Source organism: Streptomyces sp. NBC_01142 (assembly GCF_026341125.1).
Classification (GTDB): domain Bacteria; phylum Actinomycetota; class Actinomycetes; order Streptomycetales; family Streptomycetaceae; genus Streptomyces.
Window position 1 is genome coordinate 692,978 of the sequence record NZ_JAPEOR010000003.1, and the last position, 19,856, is coordinate 712,833.

13 protein-coding genes and 1 pseudogene are annotated in these 19,856 nt (G+C 68.2%); 8 read left to right on the top strand and 6 right to left on the bottom strand.

All coding sequences use genetic code 11. The features are described 5' to 3' along the window. Positions 1-122 precede the first annotated feature (122 nt). The 5 genes from OG883_RS37210 to OG883_RS37230 all read right to left on the bottom strand — a co-directional run bounded on the left by OG883_RS37210 (position 123) and on the right by OG883_RS37230 (position 4,525). Entirely contained in the window at positions 123-650 is a 528-nt protein-coding gene (locus OG883_RS37210) for a hypothetical protein (RefSeq protein ID WP_266551096.1), read from the bottom strand. A 98-nt stretch (positions 651-748) separates the two neighbouring features. Beyond that, positions 749-1,054 (bottom strand): hypothetical protein, encoded by a 306-nt coding sequence (locus tag OG883_RS37215; protein WP_266551098.1) that lies wholly within the window; start codon positions 1,052-1,054, stop codon positions 749-751. 1,078 nt (positions 1,055-2,132) lie between these two features. Then, positions 2,133-2,378: a hypothetical protein gene (locus tag OG883_RS37220; protein ID WP_266551100.1), complete on the bottom strand. Its 246-nt coding sequence runs from the start codon at positions 2,376-2,378 to the stop codon at positions 2,133-2,135. A gap of 92 nt (positions 2,379-2,470) precedes the next feature. Then, the gene (locus tag OG883_RS37225; RefSeq protein WP_266551102.1) at positions 2,471-3,259 is read right to left on the bottom strand and encodes a TNT domain-containing protein; all 789 of its coding nucleotides are present in this window, start codon (positions 3,257-3,259) and stop codon (positions 2,471-2,473) included. A 771-nt stretch (positions 3,260-4,030) separates the two neighbouring features. Beyond that, positions 4,031-4,525, bottom strand: a complete 495-nt coding sequence (locus tag OG883_RS37230) for a hypothetical protein (RefSeq protein ID WP_266551103.1) — start codon at positions 4,523-4,525, stop codon at positions 4,031-4,033. A 721-nt stretch (positions 4,526-5,246) separates the two neighbouring features. On the opposite strand from OG883_RS37230, the pseudogene OG883_RS47055 reads away from it, so the two are divergent. The 6 genes and pseudogenes from OG883_RS47055 to OG883_RS37260 all read left to right on the top strand — a co-directional run. Next, a pseudogene (locus OG883_RS47055) lies at positions 5,247-5,747 on the top strand (FAD binding domain-containing protein); the annotation flags it as partial. Positions 5,748-6,070: 323 nt separating this feature from the next. Further along, entirely contained in the window at positions 6,071-8,788 is a 2,718-nt protein-coding gene (locus OG883_RS37240) for a molybdopterin-dependent oxidoreductase (RefSeq protein ID WP_266551106.1), read from the top strand. Positions 8,789-8,792: 4 nt separating this feature from the next. Further along, the gene (locus OG883_RS37245; protein WP_266551108.1) at positions 8,793-9,764 is read left to right on the top strand and encodes an antibiotic biosynthesis monooxygenase; all 972 of its coding nucleotides are present in this window, start codon (positions 8,793-8,795) and stop codon (positions 9,762-9,764) included. 240 nt (positions 9,765-10,004) lie between these two features. Next, positions 10,005-10,949, top strand: coding sequence for an oxygenase MpaB family protein (locus OG883_RS37250; RefSeq protein ID WP_266551110.1), 945 nt, complete (start codon positions 10,005-10,007; stop codon positions 10,947-10,949). Beyond that, positions 10,931-13,171, top strand: a complete 2,241-nt coding sequence (locus OG883_RS37255; RefSeq protein WP_266551111.1) for a serine/threonine-protein kinase — start codon at positions 10,931-10,933, stop codon at positions 13,169-13,171. Before OG883_RS37250 ends, OG883_RS37255 begins: the two co-directional genes overlap by 19 nt. A 79-nt stretch (positions 13,172-13,250) precedes the next feature. Beyond that, positions 13,251-14,792 (top strand): NAD(P)/FAD-dependent oxidoreductase, encoded by a 1,542-nt coding sequence (locus OG883_RS37260; RefSeq protein WP_266551112.1) that lies wholly within the window; start codon positions 13,251-13,253, stop codon positions 14,790-14,792. 111 nt (positions 14,793-14,903) lie between these two features. Here OG883_RS37260 and OG883_RS37265 read toward each other — a convergent pair whose 3' ends face one another. Further along, complete coding sequence (locus OG883_RS37265; RefSeq protein WP_266551114.1) at positions 14,904-16,724, bottom strand: serine hydrolase; 1,821 nt, start codon at positions 16,722-16,724, stop codon at positions 14,904-14,906. A 149-nt stretch (positions 16,725-16,873) separates the two neighbouring features. On the opposite strand from OG883_RS37265, the gene OG883_RS37270 reads away from it, so the two are divergent. Both OG883_RS37270 and OG883_RS37275 read left to right on the top strand, forming a co-directional pair. Beyond that, positions 16,874-17,983: a nitronate monooxygenase family protein gene (locus OG883_RS37270; RefSeq protein WP_266551115.1), complete on the top strand. Its 1,110-nt coding sequence runs from the start codon at positions 16,874-16,876 to the stop codon at positions 17,981-17,983. After that, positions 17,980-19,557 (top strand): acyl-CoA synthetase, encoded by a 1,578-nt coding sequence (locus OG883_RS37275; protein WP_266551117.1) that lies wholly within the window; start codon positions 17,980-17,982, stop codon positions 19,555-19,557. The genes OG883_RS37270 and OG883_RS37275 overlap by 4 nt, the downstream gene beginning before the upstream one ends. Positions 19,558-19,856: the final 299 nt, after the last annotated feature.

Genomic DNA, 19,856 nt, shown 5'->3' on the forward strand with positions numbered 1-19,856 from the left:
CGCCAGGTCCGGCCAGATGTTGAAATCAGTGTCGTCGACGACGTCCTCACCGAGACCGAGCTCGTCCCCGAGCGCGAAGTAGCGCTCGTGACGGGTCTCGCTGATCGGCACGAAGTACCCCTTCACGGCCCGGAGCAACAGCCGGAACGCGAGGTCCGCATCGACGTCCACTGCCTGTTGCAGGGCCGGGACGACACCATCGAGCGGACTGTAGGAGTGGTGGGCCGTGGCCTGCTCCAGGCAGGCCCGACCGACCTGACCTCGGCGCGGACCGCCTCCCTCATCGCCTCGTCCACCACCGTTGCGGCAGCGGCGGGGGTGAAGGAGAGGTCGTCGCGTCGGATCCTGTCGATGCAGATGTCAGCGATCCGGCGCAGCCACACCCGGCCGTCGATCCCGAGGCGCTCCAGGTCGAATTCCCGGAACGTCCCCGCCAGCCACAGGATCTCGATGTCCCGGCTGGACAGCGGTGAGTCCAGGAGCACGAGACAGTCCTGCAGAAGCTGGTGGGCGAAAGCCCCGTCGAACCGGTCAGCAACGCTCGTCACGACGTCCAGGCCGGCGGCCTCACTGTTCACGCGCGGGTAGCGGATCCACTTGATGAGTCCGCTGAGCCCGATGTCGGCACCGAGGTGCCGGTGCGGCCGCACCGTGATTCATTCTCCTGCTTCGGAAGGTGGACAACCAAGACCTGAGGGCGGTACCCGGGGAAGACCGGAATACCGCCCTCGGTGGCAGTGCTCAGCGGTCAGTCCGCACGCGGCATGAACTGGAGAGTGCCGTCGTCCACAACGGACTCGTTGTAGCCGAATCTCTCGCCCAGCTCGAGGTACCGGAGGTGCTGCGACTCGCTGATGTACACCAGGTACGCCTTGAGGACCCGCAGGAAGAGCCGGAACCCGAGGCCGGGGTCGACCTCGGTGACGACCCGTTCCAGCGCCGGGACCACTTCCGGCACCCTTTGGTAGGGGTGGCCGGCCGTGGCGCGCTCCAGCTCCGGTGCGAGGGTTCGCACCTCGGTGAGGACCGCGTTTCCTTGACTTCCGGATCGCACGCGGGCACCGGTGGGAGGGCATCGAATCGCGGGTCGTCCCGACGGATCCTTTCCCGGCAGATGTCCGCGATCTGGCGAAGCCATTCGCGACCGTCCATCCATCGCTCACCCGGAACGTATTCCTTGCACACGGCCGCACACCAGAGAATGTCGATCTCTCTGGTGGACAGTGGCGACTCCAGCAGCCTGACGGCGTCCTCCAGGAGGGTGGGAGCGTAGGCACCTTCGTCCCAGTCGGCAGCGGCAACGACGATCTCGAGTGGCGTGTACTCGCCTGCCCAGGGGATGCCGAACCACTTGGTGAGGCCGCTGAAGCCGAAGTCGATCCAGATGTCCTTGCGATCCAATGCTTTGTGGCTCTCATTCTGGGTGCGACGTGTAGACCGTGTGCCCGGGCTTGTTGTGGATCTACGTGATCTGGATTTGAACGACCCTGTTCCGGTGCGGAAAAGGGTCATCCCGCACAGCGAAATGAGGGCAGGCGGGGGTACCCGTCCGAAGAGGCGGAGGCTATGCCCGCGGATCAGCCCGCTGTCCCGGCGCGGGGGCAGGGGTAGCAGGCGGCGCCGACCGAGGCGGCGTGCGTAGTGAGCCGGTGTCGCGGCATGACGGTCCAACCCTCCCCGTGGCGGCGCTGTTCCCCCGGCCGCCGGTTGATGTGCGTGCGTCATGGCGGAGCGGTCACAATCCACCTTGCGCGCGGCGACACCATAGGCACAGGACAACACCCTTGAGCAATAGGTGACTTCAGCGTCCGGGACCCTATGGCGCGGCAGCACATACGGGAATCCTCCCGATGCGGCGTGCGCAAAGCCCGTGCTCAGGACAGGGATTACCTGTGTGGCCACTGTGAGGGCGGAGTGGATGTGGCGATGCTTCTCGGTTCAGAAGTTGGCCGATAAACAACCCTTCCTCAACGGAGGGACGTGTGGGGCATGCCCGCACACTGGGGTCGCCGGTGGTGCGAGATACTTTGGCATGACCGCAGGTCGGAGACACCACCTGGGGCCACGTAGAAATTGTGGTCACACATGCTGTGACGAGGATCTTCAGTTGGCACAAAAGAGGGGCGTGGGCACTACCGAGGTCGCCCCTCGTCGGTGAGGCGGTCGTAGATCCAGCTGCATGCCTGGTCCTCATCGGCGAACCGTTCGAAGACTTCTCGCCTCCCCCGCTCGTGGACGCCCACGACCCAGTCCCCGTCGCGTTCCTCGAGGAAGTAGCGGTCCGCCGAGCGGTAGTCGCCGGGGCAGTCCGGAATCTCGTAGTACGCAGAGGGGACCCCGGCTGCCCGTAGGGCCTGGCACAACTCGAACCGGTCCATGCAGCCAGTCTTTCAGCAGGACAGAAGCCGGGCCCGGACATGACCGGGCCCGGCTTCTGCGGGATCGTACACGGATGCCGGAGGCGGCAGGATCACTTGTTGAGCCGCACCAAGGTGCCGTTGCGCACCAGGTCCGACACCGTGGTGCGGGGGATGTCCGGGCAGAACTGGCTCGACGTCACGTACTGGGTGCCCAGGCCCGGTTGCTCGAACCCGGGCGCGGTCGTTCCTGCGCACACCGTGACGTCCTTGGCCAGCCGGTACAGGTGGTAGTCGTACGGGTAGCGCGGGTCGATGGTGTTGAGACCCGAAGGCGGGATCGACCGCTTGCCGTACTTGGTACCTGCCGGGGCGAGGAACCGGCCCGCTTCGCTGCCGAAGCGGTCCAGCTTCAGGCCTGCATGGAGCACCAGGGGGGCGGCGAGCACCGTTTGGTTCCTGTGCGTGTAGCCGTCGTCGGGCGGGTAGCGCCAGTCGCCCTGGCCCGAGTCGCCGGCGGGATTCCACCACCTGTCCAGGAACCGCACGGCGGTGAGGCCACCAAGCCGCTCGTATCCGTGGAGGATGCTCCGCAGTGCGCCGTGGGTCGGCAGCAACGTGGGGCCCAGCCGCCAGTCACCGCAGAAGTAGTACGCACGCAACGCCGGCGGGATGGGGTCGGGCACCAGCCCCTTGCACACACGCGGCTGACCGGGGCCGTCGTGTTCGTCCGCAAGCTGTGTCGGCGCCCCCACCAGCCCCGGTGCCGGCACAGTCGGCCGGGCTGCCTGGGTGCCGTCCTTGTCCGCGGGCGCGGCAGACGAGACGGAAGCGCCGAGTACCAGGGAGCCGGCCAGGCCTCCCAGGGCCGCCAGGCTCGTACACCATCGTGACAGTCTCACTGAACCTCCTGCGGGATTGCGCGTCCGGAACACACCACCGCACGCACCAGGAAGGCGCCGGGGGACGGCCGGAATGACGGGCTCACTCAAGCCAAAGGGATCCGGGTGAGCGAGCGGACGTGCCGCAACGCGTCCGAACGAGTCTCGACTTCATACCGTTGCCCCTCCTGCGCCGGCTCATCTGGCCGCATGAGCCATGCGCAGGCGCATGGCTCACGCCGGGTGCGTCCTGACGCGGAGGCCGACTGCGCAGTGTGGCGTGACCTGGGTGCCCTGCTGGTGGCCGGCGATGAAACCGCCCCCGGACGTCGCCCCGAGACTTCACCACTCTCAGCTTGTCCGGGGCCAGGGCGAGACGGAGGAGTAGGACGCGTTCGTCATCGCCGACCAGATCCGCGGCGCCAGGGCCGCGGTTTCCTGCGGCCGGGCGATGAGAAAGCCGTCGACCATCCTGATGAGATCAGCGGGCTGATCGCCGGCACCGCCTGCGAGGGCGGTCTCCCGCCTGCCGATGATGCTGTATCAAAGTGCCAACCTGTGTGCCTACTTCGGGGTGCGGCCTGTGGATCGTTGTTGCCGGTCACCGCAGGTCAGCAACTTTGGTCTTGGTCACACATGCCGTGACGAAGATTGCAGTTGGCACAGAAGCGAGATCGTTGGTCCAAGATTGCTGCTGTTGAGAGCTGGTTGCGACTCCGCCTGCTCTTCGGCGTGGCGCGTTCAGTGATGGGTCCAGCGCGGTCTAGTTCTCAGATCTCAGCGAAAGCGGTTTCAGGTCAGTAGCCGGATGCCGGGAGACTGGGCGTCGGTAGCGAGCGGGGCCGCGCAGTGAGCACAGACCTCGTTCACTGGGCGGACCACATTGCTCTGAATGCTGAAGGACTCTGTCTCGAGAGACTGGGGGCAGAGGTATCCCACATACAGACGGGCCCACGGGGCGCGTGTCAGCGCAGTTGCCGGCCGGTCCCGCTTGGCGTCGTGGAAGGGTGCCCACCAGTAGTCGAGGACGGACCGGAGTATCAGCCGGTCCTGCGCGCTGGTGACGTCGAAGCCGGCGATGCGGGCCGCGGCGGGGTGCTCGGACCTCCCGTCGCCCGTGCAGACAGCCCGTTCCTCCCCGTACTCGAAGTGAGTGGTGCGCCCGGTGCGCCCGCAGATGAAGCAGTCCAGGCTCAGTTCGAGCTTCTTTTGCCAGTGAAGGTTGTGGAATTGCTCGCTCGGGAGCGGGATCGTCAGTTCGGCGGTGATCTCAACGGTTCGCAGCACCAGCCGATCCTTCCAGACGGACGGACAGGGCCGACGGTCACGCCGCCGCCGCGCAAGAGGGGCAAGACCGTGTACGAGGTCACCAGCCCGCCCGCCGAGCCGGCCGGCCCGGCTCGCGACCATGATCAGAGGCCATGGGGCTGGGGAATCCCTGCACCACATCCGCGATGTGTGACCTTCGCTGAGGACGGCTCCCAGCTACGTACCGGCAACGCGCCCCGCGCCATGGCGACCTGGCGCAACTTTGCCATCGGCGTCCTGCGCGCCGCCGGATACTGCCACATCGCAGCCGCCCTGCGCGCCGAAACGCCCGCGGACGCCCTACGCCCACTGGCCCTACTCGGCATGGCGAGCACATCACCAGTAACCAGACATCACGCCGAAGCCCTGACTTGGCGAGGGCAGCCCGTTCTGCGATATCCTTGAAAAGAATCTCTGCGCCCGCTGGTCCTTCCTCGAGCAGTCCGACCGCAGCGGCCAACATTCGATTCTGTCGCTCGAGGTTGTGCCGCTTCCAGCGCGCATCGTGACCCGTCGACATTCGACGAATGTACAGAGTCGAATGTCCGCAATCGAAGAAGCATGTTCGCGGCCCTGCCTGCAACAACACGATCGGAGAGATACCGGCGTTGCCGCGAACGCGAGCGGCGCCACGCGCTGGTTGATCGAGTTCGGTAGGCGGTCCGTCGCGCGGTTGTCGTCGTGAGGGAGATCGGTTCCCATGGACCTCAACACCATCACCGAAGTCATCCGGCGACCGTCCAATCGGCCTGGCGCGGACTGGCGCGAAGGTGACGCTTGGCTCGCAGGCGGAACGTGGCTGTTCTCCGCGGAGCAGCCACGTCTGAGCCGCCTGATCGACCTGACAGCGTTGCGTTGGGATCCCCTCGTCCCGAGCGACGCCGGCCTCGAAATCGGCGCAACGTGCACCATCCGCGACCTGTACGCCTTTGTGCTGCCGGATGATTGGATCGCGGGCACCCTTTTCGCGAAGAGCTGCGAGGCGTTCTTGTCCTCGTTCAAAGTCTGGAACTCGGCGACCGTCGGCGGAAATATCTGCATGTCTTTGCCTGCCGGCCCCATGGTCACACTGACGGTCGCACTCGAGGCCGAGTACGAGCTGTGGGCTCCTGACGGGTCCGTGCGCATCGTCGATGCCCTCGACTTCGTGACCGGCAACAATCGGAACATTCTCACTCCCGGGGAAATCCTGCGGCGCATCGACATTCCGGCGCATGCTCTGAGGAAACGCAGCGCGCACCGCCGCTTCACGCTCACCCGCCTCGGCCGTTCGACGGTATTCCTCATCGGTACTCAAACGCCTGGAACGAGCGACCTGCTGCTCACCGTCACAGCCGGCACTGCACTGCCTGTGCGCATCGCTTTCGACACCATGCCGGATGCCCGAACTCTGGAGCAGAGCATCGACGTTGTCCCCGCCGACGTCTGGTTGGCCGATCCCAATGGGACCCCCGGCCACCGTCGCCACCTGACAAGGCACTTCGCCGAAGAGATTCGTCGCGAACTCATGGCTGGGGGCCTGGCATGACATATCTCGTGAACGGCAGGAGCTTCGACGAAGAACCGGACCCCGGCCAGTGCCTGCGCACCTTCCTCCGCTCACTCGGCCACTATGGCGTCAAAAAGGGTTGCGACGCAGGCGATTGCGGTGCATGCACAGTGTGGCTGGACGGTAATCCGGTACACAGCTGCATCACCCCCGCTTTCCGCGCGGACGGTCGCCAGGTGACGACGATCGAGGGTATTGGATCACCTGGCAACCTGCATCCGATGCAGCGACAGTTCCGCGACGCCCCGGGGTTCCAATGCGGTTTCTGCACCGCTGGGATGATCATGACGTCGGCAACGTTCACCGAGGCCCAGAAGGAGGACCTGCCGCGGGCGTTGAAGGGCAACCTCTGCCGCTGCACCGGCTATCGAGGGATCGAGGATGCCGTGAAGGGCGTCGTCGGCATAGAGACAGCCGCGCCAGGAAAGGCCGTCGGGACGAGCGTCAGTGCGCCGGCAGCCAACGACGTGGTAACCGGTCGCGCCGAGTTCACGATGGACACCCGCATCGAAGGCATGCTGCACCTCAAGGTGCTGCACTCGCCACACGCGCACGCCCGGATCGTCTCGATCGACAAGACCGCAGCACTCGCAGTTCCCGGCGTGCATCGGGTCTACACCTGGGAAGATGTGCCGCGCAAGCGGTTCACTACGGCGATTCACACCGACCACCTTGTCGATCCGGACGACACCTTCATCCTCGACAACACAGTCCGCTTCGTCGGCCAACGCGTCGTAGCGGTCCTGGCCGACACGGCCGGGGCGGCAGAAGAGGGCTGCCGAAGGGTCGTTGTCGAATACGAGGTAATGCCGGCAGTATTCGGCCCCGAAGAGGCAATGGCCGAGGGGGCGCCACAGCTGCACGGCGCGGACGTTCCATTCGTCCGCGATCCCGTCCGGAACATCCTGCTCGAGATCCATTCGCACATCGGCGATGTCGATGCGGGGTTCGCCGAAGCCGACGTGATCCACGAAGGCACGTACTCCTCGCCACGAGTGCAGCACGCGCATCTCGAGACCCACGGCTCGATTGCCTGGATGGAGAACGGTCGTCTGATCGTCCGCACCAGTTCGCAGTCGCCGTCGATCGCGAAGGTCAAACTCGCCTATCTGTTCGCGCTGCGCCCCGACCAGCTCCGCGTGTTCTGCCAACGCGTTGGCGGCGGCTTCGGCGGCAAACAGGAAGTGATCTCGGAGGATCTGGTCGCACTCGCCACCCTGGACACCGGGCGGCCCGTCTGCTTCGAGTACACCCGCGAGGAGGAGTTCACCACGGCTTCGCCACGGCACCCGATGACGTTGACGGTCAAGCTCGGCGCGAAGGCAGACGGAACGCTCACGGCGTTCCAGGTCCGCAATGTGTCGAACACGGGCGCCTATGGCAACCACGGCGGCGAAACGCTCTATGCAGGCGGTGCCGCCGTCATGATCTACCGCTGCCCCAACAAGAAGTACGACGCGTTCTCCGTCTATACGAACACCGTTCCGAGCGGGGCGCTGCGCGGGTACGGCATGACGCAACCGGCGTTCGCCGTGGAATCGGCGATGCATGAACTGGCGCTCGCATTGCACATCGATCCGCTCGAACTGCGGCGACGCAATATCGTGCGACCGGGTGATCCGCTCGTCGCCACGCACGACGGCCCCGACGACGTGATGTTCACCGAGGACGGACTCGCGAAGTGCATCGATCTCGTGGATGAAGCCATGGCCCGCACAGCCGATGAGCCGTCCCCCGGCCCCGGGTGGCTCGTAGGGGCCGGCGTCGCGAGTTCATTGCACGAGACCGCGCCCCCAACCGAGCACATCTCCGAGGCCTGGGTCACGCTCGGCGACGACCTCATGTACGAGTTGGCCGTCGGAACAGTCGAATTCGGCGAGGGTACGTCGACCGCGCATGTCCAGATCGCGGCAAACCAGCTGGGCACGACAACGTCGCGGATTCGCCTGGTGCAGTCCGACACCGACCGCACGGGATTCGACACCGGCGCCTTTGCGAGCGCAGGTCTCTTTGTGTCGGGGAACGCGGTACTTCGAGCGGCCAATGCTGTGCGTGATCGCATCCTGGAATTTGCTGCCGCTCACACGGGTGTCCATCTCGTGATGTGCTCGATGGATGACGAGAGTGTCGTCTGCGGCGACCAGCGCGTGTCGTTGGCCGAGCTCGTCGCATTGGCCCGAGCGCGCGGAATTCGATTCACCGCCGCCCGCAAGGCCTACGGCTCACCCCGGAGCGTCACCTCCAATACGCAGGGGTTCCGAATCGCCGTCCATCGGGTGACGGGTGAGATCCGTATCCTTTACAGCGTCCAGGCGACCGACGCTGCCGTAGTCATCAACCCCGCGCAAGTACGGGGACAGGTAGAAGGAGGTGTCGCCCAGGGAATCGGCTTCACGCTGACCGAGAATTACCACGTCGACGCGAACGGTGTCATGGTCAACCCGAACTTCCGCAACTACCGCATCCCCACCTACGCCGATACCCCCCGCACCGAAGTGCTCCTGGTGGACTCATCGGATTCCTTTGGGCCCATGCGGTCGAAGGGGATGGCGGAATGCTGTATCAACCCGGTGGCTCCCGCGTTGGCTAATGCGCTCCACGACGCCACGGGCGTCCGCTACCGCGGGCTGCCCCTGACTCCGGAACGAATCTACAGCCGGCTCAACGAGATCCAGTCGGTGTCGAAGGCCTGATCAGATGAACACTGAAAAGCTCGAAGACGCCATGGCGACGGGAATCATCGGTCAGAAGGTTCTGCCCGGACTGGAGGGGGAGTTCCAAACGTGGCAGGAGGACGTCAACGCCGCTGCCGCCGACTACGCCGGGTACCTCGGCACCGAGATCTCCCCGCCGACACCCCTGCAACCCGACTGGGTTATCGTATACCGATTCGACTCGATAGCCAATCTGCAAGCGTGGATCAACAGCGCAACCAGGCAGAGACTTCTCGATATTGGCAGCAAATATTTTGACGGACCCGCAACCCAGCAGGTTGTCAGCGGCGGCACGCAACCACCGGATCCGCTGGTGACCGTTGTGGTTTCCCACCGCGTCCACCCGAACCACGTCGACGACTTTCTCGATTGGCAGCGCCGCATGAGTCAGGAGGAGAGCAATTTCGAAGGCTTTCGCGGTACCGAGCTTTTCCGCCCGATCGAGGGACTTCAGGACGAATGGACCACGCTGTACCGATTCGACAACGCCGAGCACCTCGATGCCTGGCTGACGTCGACCAAGCGGCAGGAAGTCCTCGCTGAAGGCGAGAAGTTCAACGACTACAAACTGCGCACGATCGACAACTCGTTCGGCAGCTGGTTCGCCTTCGACGAGGACGGCAAGGAAGCGCCGCCGCCCTCGGAAACCAAAACGGCCATCGCGGTCTGGGTCGGCTTGTACCCGACCGTTGTGCTGCTGACGCTCGCCCTGTCGCCGCTGACGATGCCGCTCTGGTTCGGGCTGCTTGTGGGCAACCTGTTCTCGAGCTTCATCATGAGTTTCTTCACGATGCCCTACTACGTGAACCGGCTGCTCAAGCGATGGCTGCGGCCGTCACCGGACGTACCGGCGGCGAAGACCAACCTCGTCGGCCTCGGCATCGTCGCCGCGGTGACCGTGTTCTGGGGCGTTGTCTTCTACGTCGTGACGACCCAGATCTGGACGCTGCCCTGACCCAGCGACCCCCGAGCGCTGTCGGTCAGGCGGGTCGGGCTGTTTCGAGGCCGTCGTGCGGGGACACGGCGCGTGACGTCGAGCTCGCCGAGGTGCTGCCGGGTTTCGGTGTCGCCATGCAGGCTCGTACGTTGATGGCAACAAGACTCGTGAACCAAGATGCAAGGCTTCCGGATACAGGTGGCAAAACTGCTGGCCACAGGGCCGAGCAGGTGACACAACTGAAACGGTGAGGCACACATGAGCGAAGCCGTCGGCTCGACCGAAGCCGACCCGGCGCTGTTCGGACCCGACTCCGTCACCTGGCAGATGCACGGCGACCCGATGATGTGGGTCGCCGGGGTGCGCGCCCTCTACCTCCAGGCGCTGCACCCCCGCGCCGTCCGCGGAGTCATACAGAACAGCGACTTCCGCAAGGACGCCTGGGGCCGGCTGCTGCGCACCGCGGACTTCGTCGGCACCATCAGCTACGGCACCACCGCGGCCGCCGAGGGGGCGGGCGCCCGCGTTCGCCGCCTCCACGCGCGCCTCAAGGCCACCGACCCCGGCTCGGGGGAGCGCTACGGCGTCGACGAGCCCGAGCTGCTGCTGTGGGTGCACTGCGCCGAGGTCGACTCGTATCTGCACGTCGCACGCCGCTCCGGCTTCCCGCTCAGCGATGCCCAGGCAGACCGTTACCTCGACGAGCAACGCGAGGGCGCACGCCTGGTCGGCCTGGACCCGGCCGACGTGCCCGCCTCCACCGCACAGCTCACCGCGTACTTCGAAAGGATCCGCCCCGAGCTCGCCGCAGGACCCGAGGCGCGCGATGTCGACGACTTCCTGCAGCGGCCTCCGGTCAACACGCTGCTCGTCCCGGCGCGCGAACTGCTGTGGCGGCGCGTGGCGGCACTCGCGTACAACGCGCTGCCCCCGTACGCCCACGAGCTGTACGGCAGACCCGCCCCCACCGCGGAGCGCGTCACGCATCAGCTCATCGCCACAGGCAACCTGCTTCGCTGTATTCCCTCCCGTCTCCGCTGGCAGCTGCCGCCAGGTCACATCTTGAAAGCGATGGCGCGACTCGGGCCCGCCACGCGCCCGGCCCCGTACAAACTGCGCAGACAGGAGGCCATACTGGACGGGCCGGGGAGGGCGCAGCGAAGCGACGGGGGCGACAGCACGCGATGGCGGAATCCAGGCTGATTCAAGGCCGCTACCGGCTGCTCGAACTCATCGGGCGCGGGGGCATGGGCGAGGTGTGGGGGGCTCGTGACGAGTCGCTCGGACGGCGCGTCGCGGTCAAGTGCCTCAAGCCGATGGGGCCTCAGCACGACCAGTCCTTCACCCGGGTGCTGAGGGAACGCTTTCGTCGTGAGGCGCGGGTGGCTGCCGCACTCCAGCACCGCGGGGTGACCGTCGTCCATGACTTCGGCGAGTACGAGGGAGTGCTCTATCTGGTCATGGAGCTGCTGGAGGGCCGTAATCTCAGCCAGCTGCTGGAGGAGAACAAACAGCATCCGCTGCCCGTGCCCGATGTTGTCGACATCGCCGAGCAGGTCGCCGACGCTCTCGCGTACACCCATGAACAGGGCATCGTCCACCGGGACCTGAAGCCCGCCAACATCATGCGGCTCACCGACGGCGCGGTGAAGATCTGCGACTTCGGCATCGCCCGCCTCGGCGAGGACATCGGCTTCACCAGCCGGCTCACCGGCACCGGCATCGCCATGGGCACCCCGCACTACATGTCGCCCGAGCAGATCAGCGGCGGCCATGTCGACCACCGCAGCGACCTGTACTCCCTGGGCTGTGTGCTGTACGAGATCGCCACCGGCGTCCCGCCCTTCGACCTCGACGACGCCTGGGCCGTACTCGTCGGGCACCGCGACACCCCGCCGGAGCCGCTCCGCACCCATCGGGCCGACATACCCGAGTTCTTCGAGCGGATCGTCCTCGACCTGCTCGCCAAGACCCCCGAGGGACGGCCCGCCGACGCCAAGGAGCTCCGCCGCCGGATCGGCTCCGCCGTGCGCACCGGCCCGGCGCACCACGCTGTTGTGCCCGCGCCCCGGCCGGGGCAGCCCTCTTCCCACGAGCGGCGGCTGCCCTCCTGGACCCGCGGCATGACCACCGGCCAGAAGGCCACCGGCACCTCGCTCCTGCGGTCCGCCCTGCCCGACCACACCGCCGGTCTGACCGGCGAGTGGACCACCCCCACCGGTCTGCGCGGCGACTACGCAGTACCGCCCCCGGCCAGACCCGAGCGTGCGACCCCGCCGCCCGAGCTGCTCGCCGTTCTCGCCAGCCGGCACAACGCGGGCCTCAGCCTCGGCCGCCTCGGCCGCTGGGAGGAGGCGGGCGAGGTGCACCGCGCCGTTGTCGTCGAGCGCGAGCACACCCTGGGACCCGACCACCCCGACACCCTGGCCAGCCGCTACGAGGTCGGTTTCACGCTGAGCCGGACGGGGCGCGCCGCGGACGCGCTGCGGGAGTTCGGACGGGTCGCCGACGGGCGCGAGCGGACCATGGGCGCCGACCACCCCGAGACACTCGCGGCCCGCCAGGAGATGGCGTACGTACTGGGCCAGTTGGGGCGGCACTTCGAGGCCCACCGGGTGTATGCGGCGGTCCTCGAATCCCGCGAGCGCACCATGGGACACAACCACCCCGACACGCTGCGTTGCCGGCACAATCTCGCCTACAACCTCAGCAGGCTGGGACGGCTCGAGGACTCGTACCGCATGGCGTACGACGTGGCGGCCGCGCGTGCCAGAGTGCTCGGCGCGGGCCACCCCGACACCCTGGTCACCCGGTACGAGGTCGCGTACGCGCTCGGCCAGCTGGGCCGCTGGACCGAGGCGCTGCAGACCTACCGGGAGGTCGCCACCGCACGCGCCCAGGTGCTGGGCTCCGACCACCCCGACACCCTCGCCGCCCGCTACGAGGTCGGCATCAGCCTCGGGCGGCTCGGCCGCAGCGCGGAGGCCCTGGAGCTCTACCGCGGCCTCGTCGACGACCGCACCCGCGTCCACGGCCCCGCCGACCCCGAGACGCTGCGTGCCCGCCACGGTCTCGGCGTGAACCTCGGCCGGCTCGCCCGCTGGGAGGAGGCCCTCGCCGAGTCGCGTGACGTGTGCGCGTTGCGCGAGCGGATGCTGGGCCCGCAGCACCCCGACACTCTTGTCAGCCGCCGAGAGGTCGCCGTGGGCCTGGGCTGGCTGGGCCGCTGGGCCGATGCCCTGGCCGTTTACGGGCAGGTCGCCGAGGCGCGGGAGCGCGTCCTGGGTGTCGATCACTCCGACGCGCTGGCCAGCCGCAACGACGAGGCGCACTGTCTGGAGCAGCTCGGCCGCCACGCCGAGGCCGTGGAGCTGTACCGGCGGGTGGCGGCCCTGCGCCAGCAGCGCGGTGCACGCAGCCCCTGAATGCCCGGCCGAGCGGGTGCCGGCCGCTGATGGCCGCCCGTCCCTGGCCCGCGGTGATCGTGGCGTGTTACCAAGGGCCATGCCCACACGTGACGCTTATGACGCAGTGATCGTGGGCGGCGGTCACAACGGACTGGTCGCCGCCGCCTATCTCGCCCGTGCCGGACGTTCCGTCCTCGTTCTGGAGCGCAGCGCAAGCACCGGGGGAGCGGCCGTCTCCACCCGCCCCTTCGCCGGGGTCGACGCCCGCCTCTCCCGCTACTCCTACCTCGTGTCGCTGCTGCCGGACAAGATCGTGCGCGATCTGGGGCTGAACTTCGCGGTACGCAAACGCACCGTCTCCTCCTACACCCCCAAGGGCCGCGGCGGCCTGCTCGTGGGCGGGGACCGTACCCGGGAGTCCTTCGCCGAGATCACCGGCGGCGAGAGCGAGTACGCGGCCTGGCAGGACTTCTACGGGATGACCGGCCAGGTCGCCGAGCGGGTCTTCCCGACGCTCACCGAGCCGCTGCCCGCACGTGAGGCGCTGCGTGCGCGTATCGGCGACGAGACGGCGTGGCGGATGCTCTTCGAAGAGCCCATCGGCGAGGCGATCGAGAAACGGTTCGCCGACGATCTCGTACGGGGTGTGGTGCTGACCGACGCCGTGATCGGCACCTTCGCCGACGCCCACGATTCCTCCCTGGTGCAGAACCGCTGCTTCCTGTACCACGTGATCGGCGGCGGGACGGGGGACTGGGACGTGCCGGTGGGCGGCATGGGCGCGCTGACCGATGCGCTGGCGGGCGCGGCACGGGCGGCGGGCGCCGAGATCGCGGTACTGCACGAGGCGACCCGCATCGAGACCGACGGCGAACGGGCCGAGGTGTCCTTCCGCTCGCACGGCGCGGAGGGCACGGAGGGCGCGGTCGCGGCCCGCCGTGTCCTGGTGAACGCATCGCCGAGGGAACTGGCCGCACTGCTCGGTGAGGAGCCGCCCGCCCCCGCCGAAGGCGCCCAGCTCAAGGTCAACATGCTGCTGCGCCGGCTGCCGAGGCTGCGCGACCACTCCGTCGATCCGCGCGACGCGTTCGCGGGGACCTTCCATGTGTCGGAGGGGTACGGACAGTTGGCCACCGCGTACCGGGAGGCCGCCGACGGCCGGCTGCCGAGCGCGCCGCCGTCCGAGATCTACTGCCACTCGCTGACGGACCCCTCGATCCTCGGCCCGGAGCTGGTGGCGCAGGGCTACCAGACACTGACCCTGTTCGGGCTGCACACCCCGGCCCGGCTCTTCGCCGCCGACAACGACCGGGCGCGCGCCGAACTGCTGGCAGCCACCCTCGCCGAACTCGACGCCCATCTGGAGGAGCCGATCTCCGACTGTCTCGCGCTCGACGAGAACGGCGAGCCGTGCATCGAGGCGAAGACGCCGCTCGACCTGGAGCGCGAACTGCGGCTGCCCGGCGGCCATATCTTCCACCGCGATCTCGCCTTCCCCCATGCCACCGAGTCCACCGGGCGCTGGGGCGTCGAGACGGCGCACGCCAATGTGCTGCTCTGCGGGGCGGGAGCCGTCCGCGGCGGCGGGGTCAGCGGTGTACCCGGCCACAACGCCGCGATGGCAGCGCTGGGCCGGTGAGAACACGTCGGAGATGCCTGGGCCGCTGACACCTTGGCCGATGACGTCTTCACCGGTGACACGCCACTCAGTGACACGCCACTCAGTGGCACGCCGGTCAGCGACACCTCGTCAGTCCCGGGACGCCGTCCAGCCGTTCGCCTCGATCAGGGCGGCGTCCGCGGGCCTGGCCGCATCGAACACCGGACGTCCGCCATCCTCGACCCGCAGACCGTCCACGTACACCCCACGGCCGACGTAGAGCTGGTCGGTCGTGTACCGCCAGCGCAGCCGTACCCTGGCGCCCCGCCACGCCGAGAGATCGGCGCTCAGCAGGTGCCAGACGCGCCCGGACCAGCCGGTCACCGAGCCCGCCGGATGCGGCTGCGGCTCCGCCGACTTCCGTACGGTGGTGAACGGCACCGGCTTCCAGGTCGCGCCGTCGTCCGCCGACGCCTCCAGGAACAGGGCGTCCGAGCCGGGCTCGGTGTCCCACCACAGTGAGGACCGCAGCCGCACCCGTTCGGAGGCGAGGGCGAGCGCGGGCAGGGTGAGCGTGGCGGTCGTGGAGCCGGCCATGCCGGAGAACCAGGCCGTACGGCCGTGCGCCGGGCGGACGGCGACGGCGCGTGCCAGGTTGTTGGCGGCGGCGACACGCGGGGCGCTGCCGGAGCGCCAACTGCGCACTGGATGAACGGAGTTGCCGAGCACGATCAGAAACGCGTCGGTGGTCGGGTCGAGTACCAGGCTGGTGCCGGTGAACCCGGTGTGGCCCGCGGTGCGCGGTGTGGCCATCGCGCCCATGTACCAGTGCTGGTAGAGCTCGAAGCCGAGGCCGTGTTCGTCACCGGGGAAGGCGGTGTTGAAGTCGGTGAACATCAGCTCCACCGACGCCGGGTGCAGCACGCGCCGCCGCCCGTACACGCCGCCGTTGAGGAGGGTGCGGGCGAGGATCGCGAGATCCCAGGCGCAGGAGAAGATCCCGGCGTGGCCCGCGACACCGCCGAAGCTGTACGCGTTCTCGTCGTGCACCTCACCCCACACCAGGCCCCGGTCGAGGCCCGACCAGGGCGGCCGGGCGTCCTCGGTGGCGGCGATCTTCGGTTTCCAGAAGGCGGGCGGGTTGAAGCGAGTGCGGTGCATCCCCAGTGGAGCGGTGATCTCGTTGCGGAGCAGTACATCCAGAGTGTGACCGGTGATCTCCTCGAGGATCAGCTGAAGCGAGATCAGATTGAGGTCGGAGTAAAGGTATTTGGTGCCGGGCGTACTGGCCGGGGCCTCGTTCCACAGGAGCCGGAGTCTGCCCTCCCGGGTCGGCTCCTTGTACAGCGGAATCCAGGCGCGGAATCCCGAGGTGTGGGTGAGCAACTGGCGCACGGTGATGTCCTGTTTGCCGGCGCCCCCGAAATCCGGGAGGTACGAGGCGACCGTGGCGTCCAGCTCCAGCGCGCCCCGCTCGATCTGCTGCACGGCGAGGATCGAGGTGAACAGCTTCGAGACGGACGCCAGATCGAAGACGGTGTCCTCGGTCATCGAGATCTGCTGGTCCGCCGGGAACTCCACGGCCGTGTCAGTCTTCTCGTCGTACGCCGCGTAGCGCACCGCCTTGCCGATCGGCCGGTGCAGCGCCACTGTGCCGCCGCGCCCCGCGAGCAGCACGGCTCCCGCGTACCAGGGGTACTTGGGGGAGGGGGCGAGGAACCTCTCCGCGTCGGTGACGAGTTGGTCCAGATGGCCGGGGATCAGCCCGGCCCGCTCGGCGGAGCCGCGCCGTAGGGTCGGCCGTCCCGAGTGGTCGCCGGGACCGGCAGCCGGTGAAAGCCCGGCGCCCGCGCCCGGGGCCGCCGCCTGCGCGAAGGGAATCGGCGCCAGCGCGAGCACACCGCCCAGTGCCAGTATCCCGCCGCCCAGCCTCCGTCTGCTGATCCCTCTGCCTGCCGCGTCCTCTGTCATGCAGCACCCTCCTGAAAGTATCTTTCGGGATCCCGATCGGCAGTGAAACTTTCTTGCGGTGCCCCGGTGCTGTCAACCACCACAAAGAATCTGACACAGCATCAGAAAATCTCTTCCCTCGTCCGCCTGGCTGCGGCATCCTGCCGCCCATGGAGACGGAGCTGAGCAAGAGACTGGGCATCGAGCACGCCATCTTCGGCTTCACGCCGTTCCCCGCGGTTGCCGCGGCCATCACCCGGGCGGGCGGCTTCGGCGTACTCGGCGCGGTCCGCTACACCGCGCCCGACGATCTCAAACGCGACCTCGACTGGATCGAGGACCACACCGACGGAAAGCCGTACGGCCTCGATGTCGTCATGCCCGCCAAGAAGGTCGAGGGCGTGACCGAGGCCGATGTCGAGGCGATGATCCCCGATACGCACCGGCAGTTCGTCAGGGACACCCTCGCCGAACACGGCGTTCCCGACCTCCCCGAGGGCGAGGTCTCCGGCTGGCGCATCACCGGCTGGATGGAACAGGTCGCCCGCAACCAGCTCGACGTCGCCTTCGACTATCCGATCAAGCTGCTCGCCAACGCCCTCGGCTCCCCGCCCGCAGATGTCATCGAGCGCGCCCACGGCCGGCAGGTGCTGGTCGCGGCACTGGCGGGCAGCGCCAAGCACGCCAGACGGCACGCCGAGGCGGGCATCGACATCGTCGTCGCTCAGGGCTACGAAGCCGGCGGCCACACCGGGGAGATCGCCTCCATGGTGCTCGTCCCCGAGGTCGTCGACGCCGTCAGCCCCCTTCCCGTACTTGCCGCGGGCGGCATCGGCAGCGGCGAACAGATCGCCGCCGGTCTCGCCCTCGGCGCCCAGGGCGCCTGGCTCGGCTCGATCTGGCTCACCACCACCGAGGCCGATCTCCACTCCCGCGCGCTGACCGCCAAACTCCTCGCGGCCGGCTCCGGCGACACGGTGCGCTCGCGCGCCCTGACCGGCAAGCCCGCACGCCAGCTGCGCACCGAATGGACCGACGCCTGGGACGACCCCAGCGGTCCGGGCACGCTGCCCATGCCGCTCCAGGGGCTGCTCGTCGCCGAGGCCGTGTCCCGCATCCAGAAGTACGAAGTGGGCCCGCTGCTCGGTACACCCGTGGGGCAGATCGTCGGCCGGATGAACTCCGAGCGCAGTGTGCAGGCCGTCTTCGACGAGCTGACCCGCGGCTTCGAGCGGGCCGCGGACCGTATCCGCCGCATCGCCGGAAGGAGCCAGTCATGACCGAGCGGCCGTGGGGGTCCCCCCGGACGGGGTCGGGAGGAGGCTTCTGGGCGCAGGCGACCGCCGACCCGGACCGTACGATCCTGGTCGCGCCGGACGGCGGGGCATGGACCGCCGGACGGCTGCACGCCGCCGTGAACCAGCTCGTCCACGGGCTGCGCGCCGCCGGGCTGGAGCGCGGCGACGCCTTCGCTGTCGTCCTCCCCAACGGCGTCGAGTTCATCACCGCCTACCTCGCGGCCTCCCAGGCCGGGCTCTATCTGGTCCCCGTCAACCACCATCTCGTCGGACCGGAGATCGCCTGGATCGTCGCCGACTCGGGCGCCAAGGTGCTCATCGCGCACGAGCGTTTCGCGGCCGCCGCGACGGCCGCCGCCGACGAGGCGAAGCTGCCCGCAAGCCACCGCCACGCCGTCGGCGCGGTCGCGGGCTTCCGCCCCTACGGCGAACTCCTCGACGGGCAGCCGGAGTCCGTACCGGACGGGCGGACGCTCGGCTGGGTCATGAACTACACCTCGGGCACCACAGGCCGGCCCCGCGGCATCCGCCGCCCGCTGTCCGGCAGGCTCCCCGAGGAGACCCAGCTCGGCGGGTTCCTCGGCATCTTCGGCATCAGGCCGTTCGACGACAACGTCCATCTGGTCTGTTCGCCGCTCTACCACACCGCCGTACTCCAATTCGCGGGTGCCGCCCTGCACATCGGGCATCCCCTCGTCCTGATGGACAAGTGGACGCCCGAGGAGATGCTGCGCCTCATCGACGCGTACGACTGCACCCATACGCACATGGTCCCGACCCAGTTCCACCGTCTCCTCGCGCTGCCCGAGGAGGTGAAGGGGCGGTACGACGTGTCGTCCATGCGGCACGCCATCCATGGCGCCGCGCCCTGCCCCGACCACGTCAAGCGGGCGATGATCGACTGGTGGGGCACCTGTGTGGAGGAGTACTACGCGGCGAGCGAGGGCGGCGGAGCTTTCGCGACCGCCGAGGACTGGCTGAAGAAGCCCGGTACCGTCGGCAAGGCCTGGCCCATCAGCGAACTCGCCGTCTTCGACGACGACGGCACCAGGCTTCCGCCGGGCGAACTGGGCACCGTCTACATGAAGATGAGCACCGGTGGTTTCAGCTACCACAAGGACAAGGCCAAGACGGAGAAGAACCGTATCGGTGACTTCTTCACCGTAGGCGACCTCGGCGTCCTCGACGAGGACGGGTATCTCTTCCTCCGCGACCGCAAGATCGACATGATCATCTCGGGCGGCGTCAACATCTACCCTGCCGAGATCGAGTCGGCGCTGCTCACCCATCCCGCCGTCGCCGACGCGGCCGCCTTCGGTATCCCGCACGCCGACTGGGGCGAGGAGGTCAAGGCGGTCGTCGAGGCCGCCGAGAGCCATGAGCCGGGTGATGATCTGGCGGCCGACATCCTCGCCCACTGCGAGCGGCAACTGGCGGGCTACAAGCGCCCCAGGACGGTGGACTTCATCGAGGTCATGCCGCGCGACCCGAACGGCAAGCTCTACAAACGACGGCTGCGGGAGCCGTACTGGGAGGGTCACGAGCGCGCGATGTGAGTCCCGGGGCCGAGCAGTGCGGGCAGTAGCTGCGACTCCTCGCAGGTGAAGTGCTCCTCGACCGGCGTGGCGGGCCGGTCCCGGCTCGGCGCGGGGCCCGTCGGCGTTGCAGGCGAAGACCAGGATCCGGTCGGCGGCCTCCCGTGCGGAGACCGCGGGGTTGGTGTGGGGGCGCCCGCCGCGCGCGCCGGTGTGGTCAGCGCACGAGCGTGGCGCCCTCGAACGTCAGCCGGCCGGTCAGCCGATCAGGAACGCGACGGCTCAGGGCCGGACGCCGACGCAGTGCGGACGCTGTCGCT

Bases quoted from the DNA above. Each gene is read 5' to 3' on its own strand.
- OG883_RS37240 (WP_266551106.1), top strand. From the start codon at position 6,071: ATGACATATCTCGTGAACGGCAGGAGCTTCGACGAAGAACCGGACCCC.
- OG883_RS37275 (WP_266551117.1), top strand. From the start codon at position 17,980: ATGACCGAGCGGCCGTGGGGGTCCCCCCGGACGGGGTCGGGAGGAGGC.
- OG883_RS37270 (WP_266551115.1), top strand. From the start codon at position 16,874: ATGGAGACGGAGCTGAGCAAGAGACTGGGCATCGAGCACGCCATCTTC.
- OG883_RS37250 (WP_266551110.1), top strand. From the start codon at position 10,005: ATGAGCGAAGCCGTCGGCTCGACCGAAGCCGACCCGGCGCTGTTCGGA.
- OG883_RS37245 (WP_266551108.1), top strand. From the start codon at position 8,793: ATGAACACTGAAAAGCTCGAAGACGCCATGGCGACGGGAATCATCGGT.
- OG883_RS37265 (WP_266551114.1), bottom strand. From the start codon at position 16,724: ATGACAGAGGACGCGGCAGGCAGAGGGATCAGCAGACGGAGGCTGGGC.
- OG883_RS37255 (WP_266551111.1), top strand. From the start codon at position 10,931: ATGGCGGAATCCAGGCTGATTCAAGGCCGCTACCGGCTGCTCGAACTC.
- OG883_RS37220 (WP_266551100.1), bottom strand. From the start codon at position 2,378: ATGGACCGGTTCGAGTTGTGCCAGGCCCTACGGGCAGCCGGGGTCCCC.
- OG883_RS37260 (WP_266551112.1), top strand. From the start codon at position 13,251: ATGCCCACACGTGACGCTTATGACGCAGTGATCGTGGGCGGCGGTCAC.